The following is a 20,609-nucleotide window of genomic DNA, read 5'->3' as shown; positions in this document are numbered from 1 at the left end:
GCACTCACTCGCCGATGAACACGTAGCTCAACCGGTCGACGAGCTCGGTGGGCAGGCGCAGGCCTTCGCCGCCGGCCCGCTTCGCGACCTGCTGGGCGACCTCCGGTGGCACCGCCACCTGGCCGAGGATGGTCCGTACGGCCAGCTCCACCGGCAAATACTGCGTGTCCATCAGGGTCAACGTGCGGTACGCGCAGAACGGCGCGGCGGCCGGATTCAGCTGGACGATCGCCGGCAGCTCGTCCCAGTCGGTGGGCAGCTCGCCGGTGAGCTGGCACGGCTGCCTGATCGTCTCGCCCCGGTGCCGTAGCACGCCGAGCCGGGTCAGCTGCCAGACCGACGCGAGCAGCGCGCAGGCCCACACCCGGGCGTTCGCCCCGTCGGACCACAGCTCGATGTCGACGAAGATCGAGTGCTGAGGGTCGCCGGACTGCAGCGGCGGCGACCACGGACGCGGCAGGGTCATCGCCGGCGCGTCCACGTGCCCGGGCGACCGCTGACCGTTGGACAGCCAGCCCGACTCGCTCAGCGGCGGGCGGCTCCCGGTGGTGTGCCGGGGCGGTTCCACCACCAGCGTGTCGACCACCAGCTGGGCCAGCTCGACACCGTCGTGCCGCGCGAAACTGGACTCCCGGGCCACGTAGTCCACCGTCAGGCCGTGCTCCGCCGCGGCGCTCTGCACCTGCGGGATCACCTCGCGGGGGGTGCCGAAGCGGTGGAAGTAGTCGTCCACCAGGAAGCAGGTACTGATCCGGGGCTGCCGGTGCGGGGCAAGCCCCCGGCGGGCCAGCGCCGGGATGGCGGCGGACCAGTCCGCGATCCGCTCGAACTTGCGCCGCAGCTCCTGGCACCCGTCGCCGAAGTCCTCCGCGTAGAAGTGCCCCAACTCCACGGACAGATGCGAGTACGCCACGCTCTCTGTACGTCGCACCGCAGCCGCCTCCTGGAACCTGACATCCACGCCAATCACACGGTCTCCCATGCCGTCTCGTCGAAGAGCTTCTCGGTCAGGTCCACGAAGGCGTCCACCGTCCTGACGTTCGCGATCTTGCTCTGCACGTCGTGGTCCGAGATGAGCTGCTCGCGCCACTGCAACAGGGGATCCAACGGCACCGCGCCGAACAGCGTGGTGCGCCCGACGCCCCGCCGTCGGGCCAGTTCCGACAGTTCCGCGTCGCACTTGCGCAGGAATGCCTGCTGCGCGAGGTCGAGGTGGCCGACCTCGGGGCCGCGTGAGTCGATCACCGCCGTGCGGACGAACCGCAGCGACTCCCGAAGCTGCTCCGGCTCGTGGCCGTACTCCTTGCCCATGGCCACGATCCCGCCCGCCTCGAAGGCCAGATCCGCGGCGGCGGTGACGTGCTGGGGAGTCCACCGGTGGAAGACCAGCCAGCGGGCGGTCACCTTGCGCAGGGTCGCGATGGCGGTGGCCGCCAGCGCGATCTGGCTGGCGTACGACCGGCCGGCGCTGAGGTCGACCAGGGTCAGGTCGAACTCCTCCTCCAGGCGGAGGAAGAGCTCGGCGCAGCGCTTGGCGATGTCGTTGGTGAAGCCGAACTCGCTGCCGTTGCGCTGCCCGGGCAGGAGCACCAACGGGCCGGACCCGATGGGCCGCTGACGCAGGCTGGCGCGTTCCGACGTGCCCCACACGTCCAGTTGCTCGGGGGACGGGATCTCGCCGCGCAGGTAGCGGTGCAGGCCGCCGCCGTTGGGGCCGTTGCCCTCCACGCCGTTGACGGCCTGCGGGATCTGGAACGTGATGCCCGCCGTCGGCGAGCCGAAGTCGTAGTCCAGGTAGCAGGTGGGGCGGCCGGACAACGCGCTGCGGTAGGCGATGTTCGCCGCGGTCACCGATCGCCCGGTGCCGCCCTTGTGGGACGTGACGAAGACCAGCATTCAGATCCCCTCGCTGGCCTTCTGCTGACCGGTGGCGATGTCGTTGAGCAACAGCAACAGGGCGTTCGCCAGGGCGGCGGCGGTGCCGGGGCGTTCGTCGACGAGCAGCTGCGCCCGGCGCAGGCTGGCCCGGATGCTGCGCATGCTGCGCTGCATCGCCTCACCGGCGAAGGTGCCCCGCATCAGCTCCCGGTCGAACAGGTATTCGGCCTCGTCGATGAGATCCTGCGCGTACGAGACGAGCCGGCCGGCCCGCGGGAACGGCCGCTCCCAGAGCAGCTCACCGGCGGTGACAAGTGCCTCCACCACCCGCTGCGTCAGATACCAGGAGGGTGCGTCCGGCTTCGGCGCCAGGCCGGGGAAGGCGCCGCCGGCGTGGTCCCACAGCCCCCGGTGCTGACCGTCGGGGATGCGCCGCAGCAGCAGGTGGTCCCACACCTCGTCGGCCAGCTCGAGAAGCTCGCTGCGCCCCCGGGCGTTGCCCAGCAGACCGGCGACCGTGGCGGCCCGCTGGAGCAGCACCGTGGAGTACTCGTTGACGTTCCACGTCATGATCGGCTTCGACGTGTCGTCGTTCAGGGTCACCCGCTTGCCCGGAGCGTGCAGGAGCAGCGCCGGCTCGTCGAGCGAGGCACGCCGGGTGATCCGGGCCCGCTGGGCCAGCTCCACCAGCACCGAGGCGATCCGGCCGAACTCCTCGTCGCCGCCGCGCCCGCCGGCGATCAGACCCTTCACCGCCAGGGACGTGGCCTGGAGGGTGTAGTAGTCGGTCCGGTCGCCGTCGGTCGTCCGCCAGGGGATGTCCTCGATGGGCCACCGCCGTCGGTTGTCGAACGTCGCCACCGTCGCCCAGTAGGTCCGGGTCAGCTCCCAGCGCAACTGCAGGGCCCGGGACAGCCGCTGCTGTTCCTCGTTGAGCAGCCCGAGCAGTCGGGTGCGTTCGGAGTTCAGGTCCTCGATGGCGTCCATCGCGATGACCGTGAAGTAGAGATAGGGGGCGTTCTCCGCCGAACCCTCGCGTTGCAGGCCGGTCGGCTCGGTGGTCGGGACCTCCTCGGCCCCGGAGATGATGCCCCACGACCAGCCGCACTCGAACAGCATCTCGCTGCTGTCCAGGTCCTCCGTCACCCGGCCCGACCCGATGACCACGCTGCGCAGGCTGGCCATGGTCTCCCGCAGCTGTTCGCGCAGCGCGGCCACCACCTCGCGGCGCGGCAGCTCGTCCTGGTTGATCATGTCGCACAGCCGCTGGCCGTACTCGTCGGTGGAGGTGAAGACGAAGGTGCTGAAGCTGCGGAGCAGGCCGACCATGGCGGCGGTGAGCCGCACGCTGGCCATCTGGTCGAGGGCGTCCAGCTGCGCCAGCAGGTCGGGGCGCTTCGTGGTGCCCCGGTAGACCTTGACGAAACCGATCGTCGCCAGCGTGAGCGTGACGGACACCGCGAACGAGTCGACGATGTCCACCGCGCGTTGCTCCTCGGTGAGCTCCGGGCCGCCGTCGAGCGGGGTCAGGTAGCTGCCGCCGCTGAAGATCGGGGTGCCGGTCTCGTCCGTGTAGCGGGTGAAGTAGTCGCTGATCACACTGATCATCCGGCGGGGAATCTCGATGGCGCTGCCGAGCGGGCTGAGCGCCTCGATCACCTCGTCGTCGGCGCGATCCGGATCGTCGAGCGACAGCACGGGAACCCGAGCCGCGGGGAGCAGCAGGGTCAGCAGCTGCTCGGCGTCGCTGATCGAGTTGCTGCCACTTCGGCCGCCCCAGTGCCATTCGCCGTTTCGCCAGCAACTACGCACCGTTGCCCGCCAGATGTCGAGGATTTCCTGGCGTGGCTGTATCCGCACGATTCACCGCCGTCTGCTGTGGTCGTCGAGTCAAAACCGCTGATGGTGCCGTTCACACGATGATCTACGGTGCTCCACAATGACGTGCACCAACATGGTAGCGGGCCCGTCGAGTGCCGCTCGAACAGCTTCGATGGCGCGTGTCGGCAACGCGACCGTCGGGCGTGACGTGAATGCGCGTGCCGGTGGGCCGAACGAATTTCACGGTGAACTCCTCCTGAGGTCGGGCATCGGCGCACGTCAGGGCCGCCCGGGGTCGTCGAGCCGTTCGAGGTCGGCGCGGACGTCCTTCATGTCCGGATGGTTGAGCCGCTCGAGCAGGACGAGTGCCTCGCGCAGGCACTCGCGGGCCCCGTCGAGGTCGCCGGTGCCGCGGCGGGTGTCGGAAAGATGCCGCAGGATGTCGACCTCGTTGAACCGGTCGTCGAACCGGCGGACCAGCTCCAGCGCCCGCTCGTAGCACCGGACGGCCGCCGCGTGCTCGCCGAGGCAGTGGTGGGCGTAGCCGAGGCTGTCCCACGCGCCCGCCTCGGCGTGCCCGTCGCCGATCTCCTGGTTGAACACCACGGCCTGCGCGCAGAACGTGAGCGCCTCCCGGTGATCGCCGAGCATGGAGTGCAACCAGCCGAGGTTGTTCAACGCCATCGCCTGCCCGGGGCGGTGGTTGATCTCCTGGTAGAGCCGCAGCGCCTGCTGGTTGTGGTCCAGTGCCTGCGCCCAGTCGCCCCGCTGGTGGCAGATCCAGCCCAGGGCGCGGGCCGTGTCGGCCTGCCTGGCCGCGTCGCCCAGGTCGCTGAAGAGCCCGAGCGCCCGGCGCTGGTGGTCGTACGCGTCGTCGAGCAGCCCGAGCTGGGTGGCCGCCAGCCCCAGGCTCCGCAGGGCGTGGGCCTGCCGCAGCCGGTCGCCGAGGCGCCGCGCCGCGGTCGACGCCAGCCGCTGGGTGGCCGTCCAGTCGGGCCAGTGCCCCTGGTAGTCGAGGAAGGTCTCCAACGACCACGCGAGCTGCCAGGTGTGCTCGTCGAGGTCGTTGTCGGCCGCGTACCGCAGGGCGGCGAGCAGCATCGCGTGCTCCCGCGCGAACCACGCCAGGGCGTCGGACCGGTCGGCGATCTCCGTGACGGCGGCGTCGGCGGGCAGGGGAATCGGCGGCACCACCGGCTCCCGTTGCGGGTCGAGCAGCCGCGACGCGTGCTGGGCGACGCACAGGTAGTGCTCGAGGAGCCGGCGCAGGGCGGCGTCCCGTAGCGGGGCCGGGTGGTCGTGGCGGGCGCGGTCGGCGGCGTACAGGCGGACCAGATCGTGCAGGCGGTAGCGCTCGGGCCGGTGCTGCTGGACCAGGTGGGCGTTCTGCAACCTCTGCAGCAGCAGCCGGCAGGGGCCGGGCGGCAGCCCCGCGAGGCGGGCGGCGGGCGCGAGCCCGATCTCGGGCCCGGGTGCCAGGCCGAGCAGGCCGAACAGCCGGGCCGGCTCCGGATCGAGCCGGTGGTAGGAGGCCGCGAAGACCGTCCGCAGGTCGGCGGTCAGGTCGCCCGCGTTGAGGGCGTCCAACCGGGTGGCCTCCTCCCGCAGTTCCTCGGCCACAACGCGCAGCGGCAGGTCCGGCTGCGTGGCCGCCCGGGCCGCAACGATGCTCAACGCCAGCGGCAGCCCGCCGCAGCGCCGGACGATCTCCTGGAGGCTGTCGGTCTCCACCGTCGTGCGCTGCCGGTTGAGCAGGCGGGACAGCAGATCGTGGGCCTCCTGCTCGTCGAGGACGTTGAGGCCGATCCAGCGGGCGCCGGAGGTGGCCACCAGCCCGCCTAGCCGCAGCCGGCTGGTGACGACCGCCACGCATCCCGCGCTGCCCGGCAGCAGCGGGACGACCTGCTCGGCGTCGTGGGCGTTGTCGAGCACGACCAGCATCCGCCGGCCGGCCACCAGACTGCGGTAGAGGGCCGCCTGGGCGTCCGTGTCCGCCGGGATCGACTCCGCCGGCACCCGCAGCGCGTCGAGGAAGCCGCGGAGGGCGACCAGGGGCGACATCGGGCCGGCGGGGTCGAACCCGCGCAGGTTCACGTAGAGCTGCCCGTCCGGGAAGCTGGCCAGGTTGTCGTGGGCCCAGCGCAGGGCGAGGGCGGTCTTGCCGACGCCGGCGGCGCCGCCCACCACGCACACCGCCACGGAGCCCGGATCGTCCCGCGGATCGAGCACCCGGCCCAGCTCCGCCAGCTCTCTCTCCCGCCCGGCGAACACGGGCGGCGGCGCGGGCAGCTGATGCGGCACCGGGGTGCCGCCGACCGCGACCGCCCCGGCCGCCGGCCCCGGCGTCGTCGCGTCGCCCCGGAGCACGTCCAGGTGCAGCCGCCGCAGCTCCGGCGTCGGGTCGACGCCGAGGGACTCGGCGAGGCGACGGCGCAGCTCGTCGAACTGGTGCAGCGCGTCGGCCTGGCGGCCGGAGCGACTCAACGCGAGCATGAGTTGACCGACCAGACGCTCGTCGAACGGCTGCTGCTCGACGCAGCTCGTCAGGTGGGGCACCAGCTCGGCGTGCCGGCCGTGGCGCAGCGCCAGGTCGACACGGTCCCGGTCGGCTGCGGTCCGTTCCCGCTGCAACGTCTCCCGCAGGCCGGCCGCCCACGGCGTGTCGATGTGGGCCAGGGGGGTGCCCCGCCACAGCCGCAGCGACTCCTCGAAGATCCGCAGCGCCTGCTCGGGGTCGGGTGTCCGCCGGGCCAGGGCCGCCAGCCGGGTGAACCGGTGCAGGTCCACGGAGTCGGGGTCGACGGCCAGCAGGTAGCCACCGGCCTGGCGGTTGATCAGCACCTCCGCGCTGGGCGCCAGGCAGCCACGCAGCCGCGACAGGTAGCTGTAGAGCGTGGCCAGGGGCCGGGACGGACGGCGGTCGCCCCACACCCGGTCGATCAGCTGCTCGACCGGGACGATCCGGTTCGCGTCGACGAGCAGTGCGGCCAGGACGGACTGCTGCCGGACGTGGCCCAGGTCGACCGGCTGGTCGTCGATGTGCGCGCGAAGGTCGCCGAGCAGGCCGAATTCGACCGCCACCCGTGCCGCTCCTGTTCCGGCCCCGCCTCGGAGAGCCCCGTCGTCGGAGGCGTTCAAGCCCCGTCCAAGGATTGTCCAAGATGGACGTGCTACGACGCTGACCCCTGTCCACGGATCGGGATTCGCCGTCCAAGGTTTGCTCCACGTTTGCGAAGGCACGCCGCGGCACCTTGGTCGCAGGGCTCGACGGGATCTCCCGTCCGGCCCCGAGCCGATCGATCCGTGAAGGAGGTGAACCGAAGTGTCGAAGCCGCAGAGCACCCTCGCCACGCTCCGCACCCCGAAGTCGGGCCAGCCGATGGTCAAGGCGGTGGGGTGTGGCATCTGCTGGGCCAGCGCCTGGGCGCCGTTCGTGGCGGCCTGCGTGGGCCCGCCGCCGTACTCGCAGGCCCTCTGACCGGCAGACCGGGCCGATCGCCCGACGCGGTCGAGGCTGCGCGGTCGATCGGCCCGGGAACCCCGCATCCGTCCGCCGCCCGTCGGCGACTCCCGAATACCGAGGTGAACCGATGACATCGGCCGTCGCGGCGGAGGCAGTGGCCACGCCGCCCGTTCCCGAAGCGCCCCTGCCCGACTGGGGAATCCACCTGCAACCGGTCGGCGGTCTGCTCGTCGACCGTCGCAGCCTCAACTATCTGCGCCTCAGCGGCGAGGCACTGGAGATCGCCCTGCAACTGGCCCGCACCGGAAGCCTCACCCGCACCGCCCGGGTCCGGGCCGGCCTGAGCGGACGCGATCCGGCCGTCGTCGAGGCCGAGCTGGTCGACGCCCTGGGCGGGTGGGGAGTCACCCGGTCCTGGTTGGCCGGCGGCATCGACCGCCCGCTGCGGATCTCCGGCTCGACGGACGCGTACCTGCCGCTGCTGGCCTCGCTGCAGCTCACCAACCGCTGCAACCTCGCCTGCTCCTTCTGCTACGCGAGCTCCGGCCGGCCCCTGCCCGGGGAGCTGACCGCCGACGACTGGACGAAGGTTCTCGAACGACTGTCGGGGTGCGGGCTCGCCGCGGTCACGCTCACGGGCGGCGAACCGACGATCGCGCGCGACTTCCGGCGCATCCTGGTGACGGCCAGCGCCCTGGTGGACCACGTCGACGTGTTCACCAACGGCCTGCACTGGGCGGACGACCTGGTCGCCCTCGCGGCGGCCTGCGGCAACGTCCGCGCACAGATCAGTCTCGACGGGCTCGCCGAACGCCACGACCTGATCCGCGGGCGCGCCGGAGCGTACGCGGAGTCGCTGCGCACCATCCGCCGGCTGACCGACGCCGGCCTGCCCGTGATCGTGGCGATGACCGTCACGCCCGCCAACCACGGCGACGTGGGCGCGGTCCTCGCCGAGGTGGACGCGGCCGGCGCCCGCCTGTTCCGGGCCGGCCGGGTGGTGCCCGTCGGGCGCGGCGACCAGGAGGGGTTCTCGCTCTCGCCGGCCCAGGTCGCGGCGGTGAACCGGCAGTTCAACGAGACCGTCGTGACGAACGTCGAGGCCCTCGGCTGGGACAGGTGCGGCGACCTGGGCGAGCAGTTGGCGCCGACGGGCCTGCCGGTCGAGTTCCTGACGCCCGGATACCTCAGCTGGCACGTCCGCGCCGACGGCCGGGTGACGCCCTGCCAGATCGAGGCGGAACCGCTCGGCCGCATCCTCGACGAACCGCTGGCCCGGATCGGCGGCGTGGACCGGCTCGACGAGGTGCGCTCCGTGGCCCGGGGCTGTCAGTGCATCCGCCGGCTCAACCCGACCAGCGACGTGGACCTGCCGTTCGGGCTGACCCCGGGCGCGCCCCGAGGCTGCTGCGGCGGGGCGGGGCGGAACGCGGGGGGCACGCCATGTTCGAGCTGATCGGGCTGGGCGCCACCGGCCTCGTCTTCGTCGCGCTCTTCGTCGCGCTGCGGGGGCGGGCGTACCCGGTGGAGTCGTTCCCCGAGCTGGTCGACGCCGACGGCGCCGCCGCCCAGGCCGCGACGGCGGTCCGCCGGCTCTGCGGCCTCGACGTGCACGCCTGGCCGCACTTCGCCGTCCTGCACGTCGACGACGTGGTCGACCGGCTGCACCAGCTGGGGCGCGCCGAGCAGCAGCGGGAGTTCCTGGCCAGGTGGGGCCTGCAGGCGTCCTGGCGGGTCCGCTTCATCGCCGCCGACGGCAGCGTCCTGGTGGGGCTGTCGCCGCGCGGGGAGGTGATCCTGCTCGACATCACCGGCGACGTGCACGATCGGGTGGTCGCCGCCGCCGGCGCCAAGGCCTCCGCGGGCGACCCGGACGCCCGTCACGACGACCTGCGTCGACGGCTGGGCCGCCCGGGGGGCGCGTGGGAGAACGCCCGGCCGGTCGGCGCCGGCTACCGGCGGCGACACGACGAGTCGACGCAGCGCAGCGAGCGGTTCCGCGCGGTCGGCCCCGACCTGCGTGTCGACCTCGAGGTGGACACGGTCGGCGACGCGGTCGTCCGGATCGACTCCGCGGTGCAGCTCACCAGCGACGAACTGCCGTCGCTGGAGCGTGCGGAACAGCGGGAGACGCTGGCCGGCGCCGGGGCGCTCCTCGGCTCGGTCCTGGCGTTGGTCGGCGGCGTCGCGGTCCTCGCGTTCGCCGGCGGTGACGCCGAACCGTGGCTGGCCGCGGTCCTGGGCGCGCCGGTCCTGCTGGCGGTCCTCGCCGGCGAACGCAGCCGGTTCCGCTTCGCCGCCGTGCACGGCTACGAGGGGACCGGGACCTGGGCCGCCTTCCGTGCCGTGAACGCCCTGACCACGGTCGTCACCGCGGCCACCCTCGGCGGGGTCGTGGTGGTCGCCGCCCTCGCCGGCTCCCTGGTCGCCGACCGGGTCGGCGTGCCCACCACCGCCGACCTCGGCCGGCAACTGGCCTGGGGCGCCTGGCTGGCGGCCGGTTGGCTGGGGCTCTCGGCGACGGGATACGCGCTGCTGAACCGGTCCGGGCTCGCCCGGGTCACGCCGAATCCGGACCGGCGTTCGCTGCGCACGGTCGGACTGGACGTGCCGCACATCCTGTCGCTGACCGCGCAGAGCGCCGTCGGGGAGGAGGCCGTCTTCCGGCTGCTGGCGGTCCCGGTCGTGTTCTGGCTGACCGGCCAGCCCGTGCTGGCCGCGGCCGTCGCGGCGGTGCTGTGGGCCGGCACGCACAGCGGCGGCATGGTCCGCCCCCGCTGGATCCGCTTCGCCGAGCTGACCCTGATCGGTCTGACGCTCGGGCTGACGGTCGTCCACGTCGGCTTCGTCGCCGCGCTGACCGCCCACGCGCTCTACAACCTGACCGTGCTCAGCTCCCCCCTGATCGGCGTGCGGCGCCGCGAACCCCGCCCCGACGCCAGGGCCGACGACACCGCCTCGCCGTCGGGACGGCTCCGGTCGGCGTCCGCGCCCGCCGGGGCCTGAGGCGTCCCGACGCACCGGCAGCGCCGTCCACGGGTCGGCGCTGCCGCAGGCCCATCCGCGGAATCGAAGAGACCAACCAGGAGCATCGATGCGTACCGTTGACCCCCCTCGTCCGACCTCCGTTCCGCCGCCGGAATCCTCGCCGGAGACCGAACCGGTCACCGCCGCCGGCCCGGACGACCCCCGCGCCCCGGCGTCGACCGCCGCAGCGCAGCGGCCGGCGCCCCTGGCCGCCGTGTTCGCCCTGCTCCGTCCGCACCGGGCCACGCTGGCCGGCACCACACTGCTGGGCCTCTGCTCGGCCGCGCTCGCGCTGGCGCAGCCCATCCTCGCCATGCGGACCATCAACGCCACCCTGCTCGGCCGCCCGGTCGCCACCCTCGCCGCCTGGCTGGTGGTCCTCTTCCTCGCCACGGCGGTCGTCTCGGCGGTCCAGAGCTACCTCCTGCAGCGCGGCGGGGAGGCGCTGGTCCTCCAGATGCGTCTCGGCCTGGTCCACCGGCTGCTGCGGTTACGCATGCCCGAGTACGACCGGCTGCGCACGGGCGACCTGCTGGCGCGGGTCGGCGCGGACACCACCCTGCTGCGGGCGGTGGTCGCGAACGGGCTGGTCAGCGCGGTGACCGGCCTCGCCTCGCTCGCCGGCGCGGTGGGCTTGATGCTCTGGCTGGACTGGTACCTGTTCGTGTTCGTCGCCGCCTCGGTGCTGCTCGGCGCGTCGATCGTGGGCGTGGTGCTGATCGGCATCCGCAAGTGGTCCGAGCGGGCGCAGGGGCGGGTCGGCATGCTCATCGCGGATCTGGACCGTGCTCTGGGTGCCATGCGCACGGTGCGCGCGGCCCGCGCCGAGGAGCGCGAGACCGCGCGGATCGGCGAGCGGGCGCGGGGCGCGTACGAGGCGGGCATCCGGGTGGCGCGGCGCGAGGCCGCGGTGGGCCCCGCCGTCTCGCTCGCCGCGAACGGCTCGTTCCTGCTGGTGCTCGGTCTGGGCGGGGCACGGGTGGCCGGCGGTCACCTGGACATCGGCCAGTTCGTGGCGTTCCTGCTCTACGTGTCGTACCTGCTCATGCCGCTGGTGTCCGTGTTCGTCGGGGCGGTCGCCGTGCAGAAGGGCCGGGCCGCGTTGCGCCGGATCGACGAGGTGATGGTCCTCCCGCTGGAGGAGCCGGACGGTCCCCGGCCGGCGCCGGCCACGCCGGACGCGGCGGCGGACACGCCCGCCCTGGAACTGCGTGCCGTCCGGTTCGGCTACGCTCCCGGCCGCGAGGTGCTCGACGGCCTGTCGTTCGTCGTGCCACGGCACCGCCACACGGCCCTCGTCGGCGCCTCGGGGGCGGGAAAGACCACCGTCCTGTCCCTGGCCCAGCGGTTCTACGAGGTCTCGGCGGGGCAGATCCTGCTCGACGGACGCGACATCGCCGCCGTGCCCCGCCACGAGCTGCGGGCCGCCGTCGGGTACGTGCAGCAGGAGACCCCGTTGCTCGCCGGCACCCTGCGCGACAACCTCACCTACGCCTGCCCGGACGCGAGCGACGACGACCTGGCGGAGGTGCTCCGGCTGACCAACCTGGAGACGTTGGTGGACCGGCTGCCCGAGGGGCTGGACACCGAGGTCGGCGAGCATGGCGGCATGCTCTCGGGTGGCGAGCGCCAGCGGGTCGCCATCGCCCGGGCCCTGCTGCCTCGGCCGCGCCTGCTGTTGCTCGACGAGCCGACCGCGCACCTGGACACGGCCAACGAGGAAGCGCTGGCCCGCCTGCTGCGGGACATCTCGGCCTCGTGCACGGTGCTGACGGTCGCGCACCGTGACTCCACCATCCGGGCCGCCGACCAGATCATCATGATCGAGGCCGGCCGGGTGGCCGAGGTCGACGGCGGCTCGCCGCTGTCGACCGGCTGCCAGGATCTCGCCGTCACCGCCCTGCGCGGCCCCGGGCGCTCCCCGGTGCGGGGCGTGGCGGCCGAGGACGGCGGTGGGGCGCTGTCGGGACGAATCGCCGGCTGACCCTCCCGCCGACCGCCCCGGGACGCCGTGGCGTCGCCCGGGGCGGTCGGCGGGAGGGCGGCTCCGGCAGGAGCACGGGCTGCGCGAGGGGTACGGCGGCGAGCCGGCCCGGGCGGGGCGGGTGCTCCCCGATGGCGGTCAGCCGTCGTTCCAGCGTCTCGTGCCGCCGCGCGTGCGGCCGGTGGCCAGCAGCATGCCCACGTACCCGTCGCGCAGCGGCGGCGTCAGGCTCACCTCGTGGACGTCCAGGTCGTACGCGCCGGCCGCGATGCCGGCCACCACCTCGGCGCGCTGCAGCGCCACGGCGGGGAACGTGCGCGGGCCGACGCTGTAACCGTGGGAGCCGAGCATCACCGCCACCGCGAAGGGCGAGTGGGGCCGCAGGGCGTCGAGGAACCGGCCGATCGCGTGCTCAGCCTCCACCCGGTCCGCGGATATCGAGCAGGCCACGAAGAACATGGTGCCCGCGTCCCAGGTGTGTCTCGGCACGTCGAAGACGCTGGCCCGCAGCACCCGGCCCACCCGCGCCAGGCGACTGCGCGGATCGGTCAGCGCCGCGTACGCCGGATGCTCCGCACACACCTGCCAGTACGGGTCCCACAGCTCGTCGTAGCTGTCGACCTGCCTGCGCAGCCAGTTCACGTTCGACGTCGACCAGTCGCACAGGTCGACCCTGCGGGCGAACGGCAGCAGCGACAGCGCCGGGTAGAGGTTCGCTCCCGACCCCACGTCGACGCAGTCGGCGTCGGCGAGCCTCGCCCCGGCGAAGAAGTCCCTGGTGCGGCGGAGGAGCTCCCGATCGTCGTCACGCAGGACCGCGTAGTTGTGCCGAACGTACGCCTGGGGGTCGAAGCCGTCCCACTCGACGTCGGAGTTCGACGGCAGCGGGGAGCGGATCGGTGGGGGTGGGGCCGACGACTCGCAACCGCCGCCGGCCGGGGTCAACGCCATGGACGGACCTCCATCGATGTCGGCGGGTCACATCGGTCGCCGTTGCTGCGCGCCTCGTCTCGCCGCCCATTGTGCATCGAAGGCGGTGTAAGTCCGCAAGCAGCGGGGCTGCCGCCGGCTCCGGCGTTCGACGGCCAGCCGGCGTCCGCTGCGACCTCCCCAGTTCACCCGGCTGAGGCACCTGGTCGACCCGCTCTGACGGACATCCGATATCGCGACGGCTTGACGTGTGGCCCCGCCCCGCCGGCCCGTCGTCGGACACGCCCGCGAGCGGACCGGTCGGCGACTGCGCGCCGGTGTCGGGCGGCCCGTCCCTAGCGACGACCGCTGTCGACGGTCAGGGCGTCGAGTACGCCGGTGACGTCGAGGACCCGGCGGACCTGGGAGCTGCGGACCTGGGGGCTGGGGTTGTTCGCCTCCATCGTGGACTCGTCGACCCTACCCGCGGCCCTTCGGCCACGGCGGGCCCTACGGCGGGTCCGCCGGTCCGGTGGTCAGATCCGCGCTCACGGTGGCGGTGACCCCGTCCGGCCCGCGGTCCAGAGTCAGCGCGCCGGTCAGCTGCCGGGCCAGCCAGAGCCCGCGCCCGCCCGGCACGTCCGGCGGTGGCAGCTCCACGGGAAGGTCCGCCCCGCTCGCGCCGTGGTCGCTGACGGCGCAGACGAGCCGGGCGCCCACCCGGCGGAGCTCCAGGTGCCCCGACCCGCCGCCGTGGCGTACCGCATTGGTCGACAGCTCGTAGGCCGCCAGCACGAAGTCGTCGCCGTCGTCGCCGGTCAGACCCGCTGCGGCGACGCGCGCGGCCAGCAGGTGCCGCAGCGCGGTCACCGTCGCGGCCGTGAAGTGCTGCGACAGCAGCACGACCGGCCGGCCGGGATCGAGGCTCGCCTCGTCCCCCTCACCGAACTGTCCGCCGTCCATGGCCGGCAGGCTACCCGTCGCCGACGAACACGCGACCGTTGCATGAGGGCAAGTATCCGCAGGTCACGCCCGTGGAGCCGGGGTTGCGGTCCTGCTCCGCAGGACGTACGCCAGCGGCACGCGCCGGGCGGACCGGCCATCCGCAGGCGCCGTCCGGGCGGGGGCCGGTGGCCGCCACGACCGGGCCGCCCCGTGGCCTGACCGCGGGCTACGCCGCGCCCGCCGCCGGTCAGCCCGTCATCCGAAGCCGTACCGCCGGATGGGCAGCTCCCGGTCGCCCGTCGCGAGCCGGATGGCCGGCCCTTCGCCGTCCGTCGCGCCGCGCCGGGCGACGATCGACGGGGATCTTCGCCTCACGACGCTGGTCGCCGGACGAACGAATGGTGCGCTGTCGGCGTGGCTGGCCCGGAACGTGACTGACTGGCCGGTGCGGGGCGTTGGCCCTGCTCCGCACACTTTCAGCCGTGACGTACCAGCCTCCCCAGGACCCGTGGCGCGGGCAGGGCCCGCCCCCCGCCTCCTCCCCCGCCTACGTGCCGCCGCCCGGCGAGGGCGGCGCGACCCCGCCGTACCCGACCGCGCGGTTCCCGGCGGCACCGGGAGGTTGGGGCCCCCAGCCGCCACCGAGGCGGCGCAACACCGCGAAGGTCGTACTGATCAGCGCAGTCACGCTCGTGCTGCTGTGCTGCGGAGGGGCCGTCATCTCGGCGATAGCCGCTCCCCCGCCGGAGCCGCAGGGCCGGAAGCAGCCCGCCGCCGAGGCCGTCCCGACCGTGGCGGCTTCCGAGGACGCCGCCCCGTCCGTCACCGAGCAGGCCCCCAGCCAGCCGGCCGCCACCCCCACCGAGGCGGCGGGACCGACGGTGTCCGCCTCGCCGACGGTACGCACCAGCACGGTCACCGAGACGCAGCGGATCGCCTACCGGACCAGGACGGTCCGCGACTCCTCCCTGCCGAAGGGCACGAAGAAGGTGACCACCCGGGGCGTCGCCGGCGTCAGGACCCTCACCTACCAGGTCACCGTCACCGACGGCGTGCAGACGGCGAAGAAGCTGATCAGGTCGGAGGTGACCAGGGCACCGGTCACGCAGGTGGTCAGGGTGGGCACCGGGGAGACCCGGCGATGCGACCCGAACTACAGCGGGGCGTGCGTACCGATCGCCAGTGACGTCGACTGCGCCGGCGGCAGCGGCAACGGACCCGCCTACGTCGAGGGACCGGTGCGGGTGGTGGGTCGCGACATCTACGACCTCGACCGGGACGGCGACGGGATCGGCTGCGACGAGTGAGGTCGGGTCCGCGTTCACACGACGCCAACCCGGGGTAGCGGCGGGGGTTCGCCCGCGCTGCCGGTGAGCCGTTTCACCTGGTCAGCGCGGGGCGTGAAAACCGCGTCAAGAATCCGCGGGTCGGCGTCACGGATGCGTCAACGCCCCTTTCCGGCGGAAGTCCGGAGCGTTGTGATTGCTCGGCACGACCGGTTGGCGGTCGTGCCGAACTCGTTCCGGTAAGGGGAGTCAGACGTGTCTGACGTGGTGTTCATGGTGTTGACGGTGGCGCTGTTCGCGGCGCTCGCCCTGCTGGTGAGGGGCGTGGAGAGGCTGTGAGTGCCGTCAACGCCGTCGGCTTGGTGCTGGCGATCGGCCTGGCCGTGTTCCTGGTGGTCGCCCTGCTGTTCCCGGAGCGGTTCTGATGGCCACGCCGACAGCCGGTGTGCTGTTCATCTGCTCGCTCGTGGTGGCCCTGGTCGCCGTGCACAGGCCGTTCGGCGACCACGTGTACCGGGTGGTCTCCGGGCAGCGGCACTCCCGCGTCGAGCGGGGCGTCTACCGCCTGGTCGGGGTGAACCCGGCCGCCGAACAGTCCTGGGGGGTGTACGCCCGCGGCGTGCTGGCCTTCTCCGCCGTCTCGATCCTGTTCCTGTACGGGTTCCAGCGCCTGCAGGGTCACCTGTGGCTGTCGCTCGGATTCGACCCGGTGGTGCCGCACGGCGCGTGGAACACCGCGGTGTCGTTCGTGACCAACACCAACTGGCAGTGGTACTCGGGCGAGTCGACCATGGGTCACCTGGTGCAGATGGCCGGCCTGGCGGTGCAGAACTTCGTGTCCGCGGCGGTCGGCATCGCGGTCGCGGTCGCCCTGGTCCGCGGCTTCGCGCGGAGTCGTACCGGCGATCTGGGCAACTTCTGGGTCGATCTGACCCGGATCACTCTGCGGGTCCTGCTGCCCGTCTCCGTTCTCGGCGCGCTCGCCCTGATGGTCGGCGGCGTCGTGCAGAACCTGTCGGCCGGCGCCGACGTCACCACGCTCACCGGTGGCAGCCAGACGATCACCGGCGGGCCGGTGGCGAGTCAGGAGGTGATCAAGGAGCTGGGTACGAACGGCGGCGGGTTCTACAACGTCAACAGCGCCCACCCGTTCGAGAACCCGACCGCGTGGACGAACTGGCTGGAGATGTTCCTGATCCTGCTGATTCCGTTCAGCCTGCCCCGGGTCTTCGGCCGGATGGTCGGGCAGCCCCGGCAGGGCTACGCCGTCGCCACGGTCATGGCCGTCCTGGCGATCGCCAGCGTCACCGTGACCAACGTCTTCGAGCTGGCCGGCGACGGCACCGTGCCGCAGGCGGTCGGCGGGGCGATGGAGGGCAAGGAGGTCCGGTTCGGCGTGGCGAACTCGGCGACCTTCGCCGCAGTGACCACGCTGACCTCCACCGGCGCGGTGAACTCGTTCCACGACTCGTACACCGCGCTGGGCGGCATGATGCCCCTGGTCAACATGATGCTCGGCGAGGTGGCGCCGGGTGGTGTCGGCGCCGGCCTGTACGGCCTGCTGATCCTCGCCGTGATCACCGTGTTCGTCGCCGGCCTGATGGTCGGCCGGACCCCGGAGTACGTCGGGAAGAGGATCGGCTCCCGGGAGATCCGGTTCGCGTCGCTGTACTTCCTGGTCACCCCGGTGCTGGTGCTGGTCGGCTCGGCCGCCGCGTTCGCCACGGGCAACAACTCGACCGCGCTCAACGTCGGCCCGCACGCCCTCTCCGAGGTGCTCTACGCGTTCACCTCGGCGAGCAACAACAACGGCTCCGCGTTCGCCGGCATCAGCGTGAACACGCCGTGGTGGAACACGGCGCTGGGGCTGTGCATGCTGCTCGGCCGGTTCCTGCCGATCATCTTCGTGCTCGCTCTGGCCGGCTCGCTGGCCCGCCAGCAACCCACTCCGGCCTCCGAGGGCACCCTGCCGACCCACCGGCCGCTGTTCGTCGGGATGGTCGTCGGCGTCACGGTGATCCTGGTGGCGCTGACGTTCCTGCCCGCGCTCGCGCTCGGTCCCCTGGCTGAGGGGCTGTGAACATCGTGAGAGAGAAGGACATGACCACCTCCACACGGGCCCGGCACGCCGTCGACGCGGCGAACGCCGGCACCCCGGCCACCCGGGGCAACCGGGCCGGCGGCGGCCTGCTCGATCCCGCGCTGCTGTTCCGCTCCCTGCCGGACGCGCTGCGCAAGCTCGACCCGCGCGCCCTGTGGCGCAACCCGGTCATGCTGACCGTCGAGATCGGCGCCGTGTTCACCACCGTGCTGGCAGTGGCCGACCCGTCGGTCTTCGCGTGGGCGATCACCGTCTGGCTCTGGCTGACCGTGCTCTTCGCCAACCTCGCCGAGGCCGTCGCGGAGGGGCGCGGCAAGGCCCAGGCGGCGACCCTGCGCCGGGCCAGGAAGGACACGGTCGCCACCCGCCTGACCGGGTGGACGCCCGGCGCGCGGGCCGACGCCCACCGGGAGGAGGCCGTCCCCGCGCCGGAGCTCAAACAGGGCGACATCGTCGTGGTGGCCACCGGCGAGATCATCCCCGGCGACGGCGACGTGGTCGAGGGCATCGCCACCGTCGACGAGTCCGCGATCACCGGCGAGTCCGCCCCGGTGATCCGGGAGTCCGGCGGCGACCGCAGCGCGGTCACCGGCGGCACGATGGTCCTGTCCGACCGGATCATCGTGAAGATCACCCAGCGGCCGGGCGAGAGCTTCATCGACCGGATGATCAACCTGGTCGAGGGTGCGAACCGGCAGAAGACCCCGAACGAGATCGCGTTGAACGTCCTGCTCGCCGCGCTCACGATCATCTTCCTGCTGGCGGTCGTCACCCTCCAGCCCCTCGCGATCTTCTCGAAGGGCTGGCAGGGGGCCGCGCCGGACACGCCGTCGATCAGCGACGCCGGCGTCAGCGGGATCGTGCTGGCGTCCCTGCTGGTCTGCCTGATCCCGACGACCATCGGTGCGTTGCTGTCGGCGATCGGCATCGCCGGCATGGACCGCCTCGTGCAGCGTAACGTCCTGGCGATGAGCGGCCGCGCGGTCGAGGCGGCCGGCGACGTCGACACCCTGCTGCTGGACAAGACCGGCACCATCACCCTGGGCAACCGGCAGGCCACCGAGTTCCTGCCGGTCGGGGGCGTCGACGCGGCGGCCGTCGCCGACGCCGCCCAGCTGTCCAGCCTCGCCGACGAGACCCCCGAGGGCCGCTCGGTGGTCGTACTCGCGAAGAACGAGTTCGGTCTCCGGCAACGCGAGCCGGGGCTGATCCCGAACGCCACGTTCGTGCCGTTCACCGCGCAGACCCGGATGAGCGGCGTCGACCTCGGTGCCGAGGCCGTGGACGGCGGTGTCCGCCGGATCCGCAAGGGCGCCGCCGCCGCGGTCATGAAGTGGGTACGCGACAACGGCGGCCACCCGACCGAGCAGGTCGGCCAGCTCGTCGACGAGATCAGCGGCATCGGCGGCACTCCCCTGGTGGTGGCCGAGCACCTCGACGGTCAGCCGGCGCGCGCCCTCGGTGTCATCCACCTCAAGGACGTGGTGAAGGCCGGAATGCGGGAGCGGTTCGACGAGATGCGCGCGATGGGCATCCGGACCGTGATGGTCACCGGCGACAACCCGCGCACCGCCAAGGCGATCGCCGACGAGGCCGGGGTGGACGACTTCCTGGCCGAGGCCACCCCGGAGGACAAGCTCGCCCTCATCCGCAGGGAGCAGGAGGGCGGTCGGCTCGTCGCGATGACCGGCGACGGCACCAACGACGCGCCGGCGCTGGCCCAGGCCGACGTCGGCGTCGCCATGAACACCGGCACGTCGGCCGCCAAGGAGGCCGGGAACATGGTCGACCTCGACTCCGACCCGACCAAGCTGATCGAGATCGTGGAGATCGGCAAGCAGTTGCTGATCACCCGCGGTGCGCTGACCACGTTCTCCATCTCGAACGACATCGCGAAGTACTTCGCGATCATCCCGGCCATGTTCGCCGGCATCTACCCGAGCCTGGACGCGCTCAACATCATGCGGCTGTCCAGCCCGGAGTCCGCGATCCTCGCCGCGGTCGTCTTCAACGCCCTGGTCATCGTCGCGCTCGTCCCGCTCGCCCTGCGCGGGGTCCGCTACCGGCCGGCGTCGGCGTCGACGCTGCTCGGCCGCAACCTGCTGGTCTACGGCCTCGGCGGCGTCGTGGCGCCGTTCGTCGGCATCAAGCTCATCGACCTGCTCATCCAGTTCGTCCCGGGGGTCTCGTGATGCGCCCACCCAGCTGGCTCGCCCACCATCTCGCCGCGCTGCGCGCCCTGCTCGTGTTCACCGTGCTGCTCGGCCTCGCCTACCCTCTCTCGCTGGTCGCCGTGGGTCGGATCCCCGGCCTCGCCGCCAGGGCCGACGGGTCGCTGCTGGCCGCCGACGGGCGGACGGTGGGCAGCTCGCTGGTCGGCCAGTCCTTCACCGCCGCCGACGGCGACCCCGTCCCGCGCTACTTCCAGTCCCGCCCCTCGGCGGCCGGCGACGGCTACGACCCCACCGCCACCGCCGCCAGCAACCTGGGCCCGGAGAGCGTCGTCGACACCATCGCCACCGACCCGGCGGAGTCCACGCGGAGCCTGCTCACCCAGGTGTGCGGGCGCAGCAAGGCGGTCGGCGAGCTGAACGGCGTCGACGGCCGTCGCCCGTACTGCACCGCCGACGGGGTCGGCGCGGTGCTCGCGGTGTTCCGCGCCGGCGGGCTGACCGGCCCGGTCACCCGGGTCGTCAGCGTCAACCAGGTCGCTCCGGCCACCCCGTTCGTCGCCACCTACGAGGGCGTGCCGGTGGAGCTGGCCAGGCCCGGCGAGGATTACGTCGCCGGGGGCGGGATCGTCACCCCGATCCGTGGCGACGCCCCCGCCGAGGCGGCGGTGCCCGCCGACGCGGTCACCGCCAGCGGCAGCGGCATCGACCCGCACATCAGTCCCGCGTACGCCGAGATCCAGGTCTCCCGGGTCGCGTGGGAGCGGGGCGCGGACCCGGCGGAGGTCCGGCGCCTCGTCGAGGAGCACACCGTGGGGCGTCCGCTCGGCTTCCTGGGCGAACCGGGGGTGAACGTCCTGGAACTCAACGTCGCCCTCGACGAGCGGTTCCCCGCCCGCTGACGCCCTCCCGTCGGGCAGGGCCGGCCCCCCCCCCGCCCCGCCCCCCGGGCCGGCCCCCCCCCCCCGCCCCCACCCCCCGCCCACGCGCGCCCCCCCCAGCCGCCCCCCCCGCCCCCCCCCCA

At 73.1% G+C, this 20,609-nt stretch carries 15 protein-coding genes; 9 read left to right on the top strand and 6 right to left on the bottom strand.

Annotated features, from left to right (window positions below; all coding sequences use genetic code 11):
* Positions 1 to 4: 4 nt before the first annotated feature.
* From ACWENR_RS17140 to ACWENR_RS17125, 4 genes are all read right to left on the bottom strand, one after another.
* On the bottom strand, positions 5 to 982 hold the full coding sequence (locus ACWENR_RS17140) for an SCO2522 family protein (RefSeq protein ID WP_452277963.1): 978 nt from the start codon (positions 980 to 982) through the stop codon (positions 5 to 7).
* The gene (locus ACWENR_RS17135) at positions 967 to 1,896 is read right to left on the bottom strand and encodes an SCO2523 family variant P-loop protein (RefSeq protein ID WP_452277962.1); all 930 of its coding nucleotides are present in this window, start codon (positions 1,894 to 1,896) and stop codon (positions 967 to 969) included. Before ACWENR_RS17135 ends, ACWENR_RS17140 begins: the two co-directional genes overlap by 16 nt.
* Complete coding sequence (locus ACWENR_RS17130; RefSeq protein ID WP_452277961.1) at positions 1,897 to 3,738, bottom strand: SCO2524 family protein; 1,842 nt, start codon at positions 3,736 to 3,738, stop codon at positions 1,897 to 1,899. It lies immediately after the preceding gene.
* 240 nt (positions 3,739 to 3,978) lie between these two features.
* Positions 3,979 to 6,780: an AfsR/SARP family transcriptional regulator gene (locus ACWENR_RS17125; RefSeq protein ID WP_452277960.1), complete on the bottom strand. Its 2,802-nt coding sequence runs from the start codon at positions 6,778 to 6,780 to the stop codon at positions 3,979 to 3,981.
* 241 nt (positions 6,781 to 7,021) lie between these two features.
* On the opposite strand from ACWENR_RS17125, the gene ACWENR_RS17120 reads away from it, so the two are divergent.
* The 4 genes from ACWENR_RS17120 to ACWENR_RS17105 all read left to right on the top strand — a co-directional run bounded on the left by ACWENR_RS17120 (position 7,022) and on the right by ACWENR_RS17105 (position 12,173).
* Entirely contained in the window at positions 7,022 to 7,177 is a 156-nt protein-coding gene (locus ACWENR_RS17120; RefSeq protein WP_452277959.1) for a hypothetical protein, read from the top strand.
* A 112-nt stretch (positions 7,178 to 7,289) separates the two neighbouring features.
* Entirely contained in the window at positions 7,290 to 8,618 is a 1,329-nt protein-coding gene (gene skfB / locus ACWENR_RS17115) for a sporulation killing factor system radical SAM maturase (RefSeq protein WP_452277958.1), read from the top strand.
* Positions 8,606 to 10,168, top strand: coding sequence for a CPBP family glutamic-type intramembrane protease (locus ACWENR_RS17110; protein ID WP_452277957.1), 1,563 nt, complete (start codon positions 8,606 to 8,608; stop codon positions 10,166 to 10,168). The genes skfB and ACWENR_RS17110 overlap by 13 nt, the downstream gene beginning before the upstream one ends.
* 88 nt (positions 10,169 to 10,256) lie before the next feature.
* A complete protein-coding gene (locus tag ACWENR_RS17105; RefSeq protein ID WP_452277956.1) occupies positions 10,257 to 12,173 on the top strand; it encodes an ABC transporter ATP-binding protein in 1,917 nt (638 codons plus the stop codon).
* Between the two features lie 138 nt (positions 12,174 to 12,311).
* On the opposite strand, the gene ACWENR_RS17100 is transcribed toward ACWENR_RS17105, so the two are convergent.
* Together ACWENR_RS17100 and ACWENR_RS17095 are read right to left on the bottom strand one after the other, a co-directional pair.
* Positions 12,312 to 13,124: an SCO2525 family SAM-dependent methyltransferase gene (locus ACWENR_RS17100; protein ID WP_452277955.1), complete on the bottom strand. Its 813-nt coding sequence runs from the start codon at positions 13,122 to 13,124 to the stop codon at positions 12,312 to 12,314.
* Between the two features lie 468 nt (positions 13,125 to 13,592).
* A complete protein-coding gene (locus ACWENR_RS17095; RefSeq protein ID WP_452277954.1) occupies positions 13,593 to 14,045 on the bottom strand; it encodes an ATP-binding protein in 453 nt (150 codons plus the stop codon).
* Between the two features lie 464 nt (positions 14,046 to 14,509).
* Here ACWENR_RS17095 and ACWENR_RS17090 point away from each other — a divergent pair, with 464 nt between their 5' ends.
* The 5 genes from ACWENR_RS17090 (at position 14,510) to ACWENR_RS17070 (ending at position 20,487) form a co-directional block, all read left to right on the top strand.
* The gene (locus ACWENR_RS17090; protein ID WP_452277953.1) at positions 14,510 to 15,334 is read left to right on the top strand and encodes a G5 domain-containing protein; all 825 of its coding nucleotides are present in this window, start codon (positions 14,510 to 14,512) and stop codon (positions 15,332 to 15,334) included.
* A gap of 314 nt (positions 15,335 to 15,648) precedes the next feature.
* Entirely contained in the window at positions 15,649 to 15,738 is a 90-nt protein-coding gene (kdpF, locus tag ACWENR_RS17085; RefSeq protein ID WP_074475088.1) for a K(+)-transporting ATPase subunit F, read from the top strand.
* Positions 15,738 to 17,393 carry a potassium-transporting ATPase subunit KdpA gene (gene kdpA, locus ACWENR_RS17080; protein WP_452277952.1) on the top strand — a complete coding sequence of 552 codons (1,656 nt, stop codon included), beginning with the start codon at positions 15,738 to 15,740 and terminating at the stop codon, positions 17,391 to 17,393. The genes kdpF and kdpA overlap by 1 nt, the downstream gene beginning before the upstream one ends.
* A gap of 20 nt (positions 17,394 to 17,413) precedes the next feature.
* Complete coding sequence (kdpB, locus tag ACWENR_RS17075) at positions 17,414 to 19,606, top strand: potassium-transporting ATPase subunit KdpB (RefSeq protein WP_452277951.1); 2,193 nt, start codon at positions 17,414 to 17,416, stop codon at positions 19,604 to 19,606.
* Complete coding sequence (locus tag ACWENR_RS17070; protein WP_452277950.1) at positions 19,606 to 20,487, top strand: potassium-transporting ATPase subunit C; 882 nt, start codon at positions 19,606 to 19,608, stop codon at positions 20,485 to 20,487. The genes kdpB and ACWENR_RS17070 overlap by 1 nt, the downstream gene beginning before the upstream one ends.
* Positions 20,488 to 20,609 lie beyond the last annotated feature (122 nt).

The sequence above is a fragment of the Micromonospora sp. NPDC004336 genome (assembly GCF_053602615.1).
The sequence above is the reverse complement of the archived record's forward strand: the minus strand, read 5'-3'. Positions and strand labels throughout refer to the sequence as shown.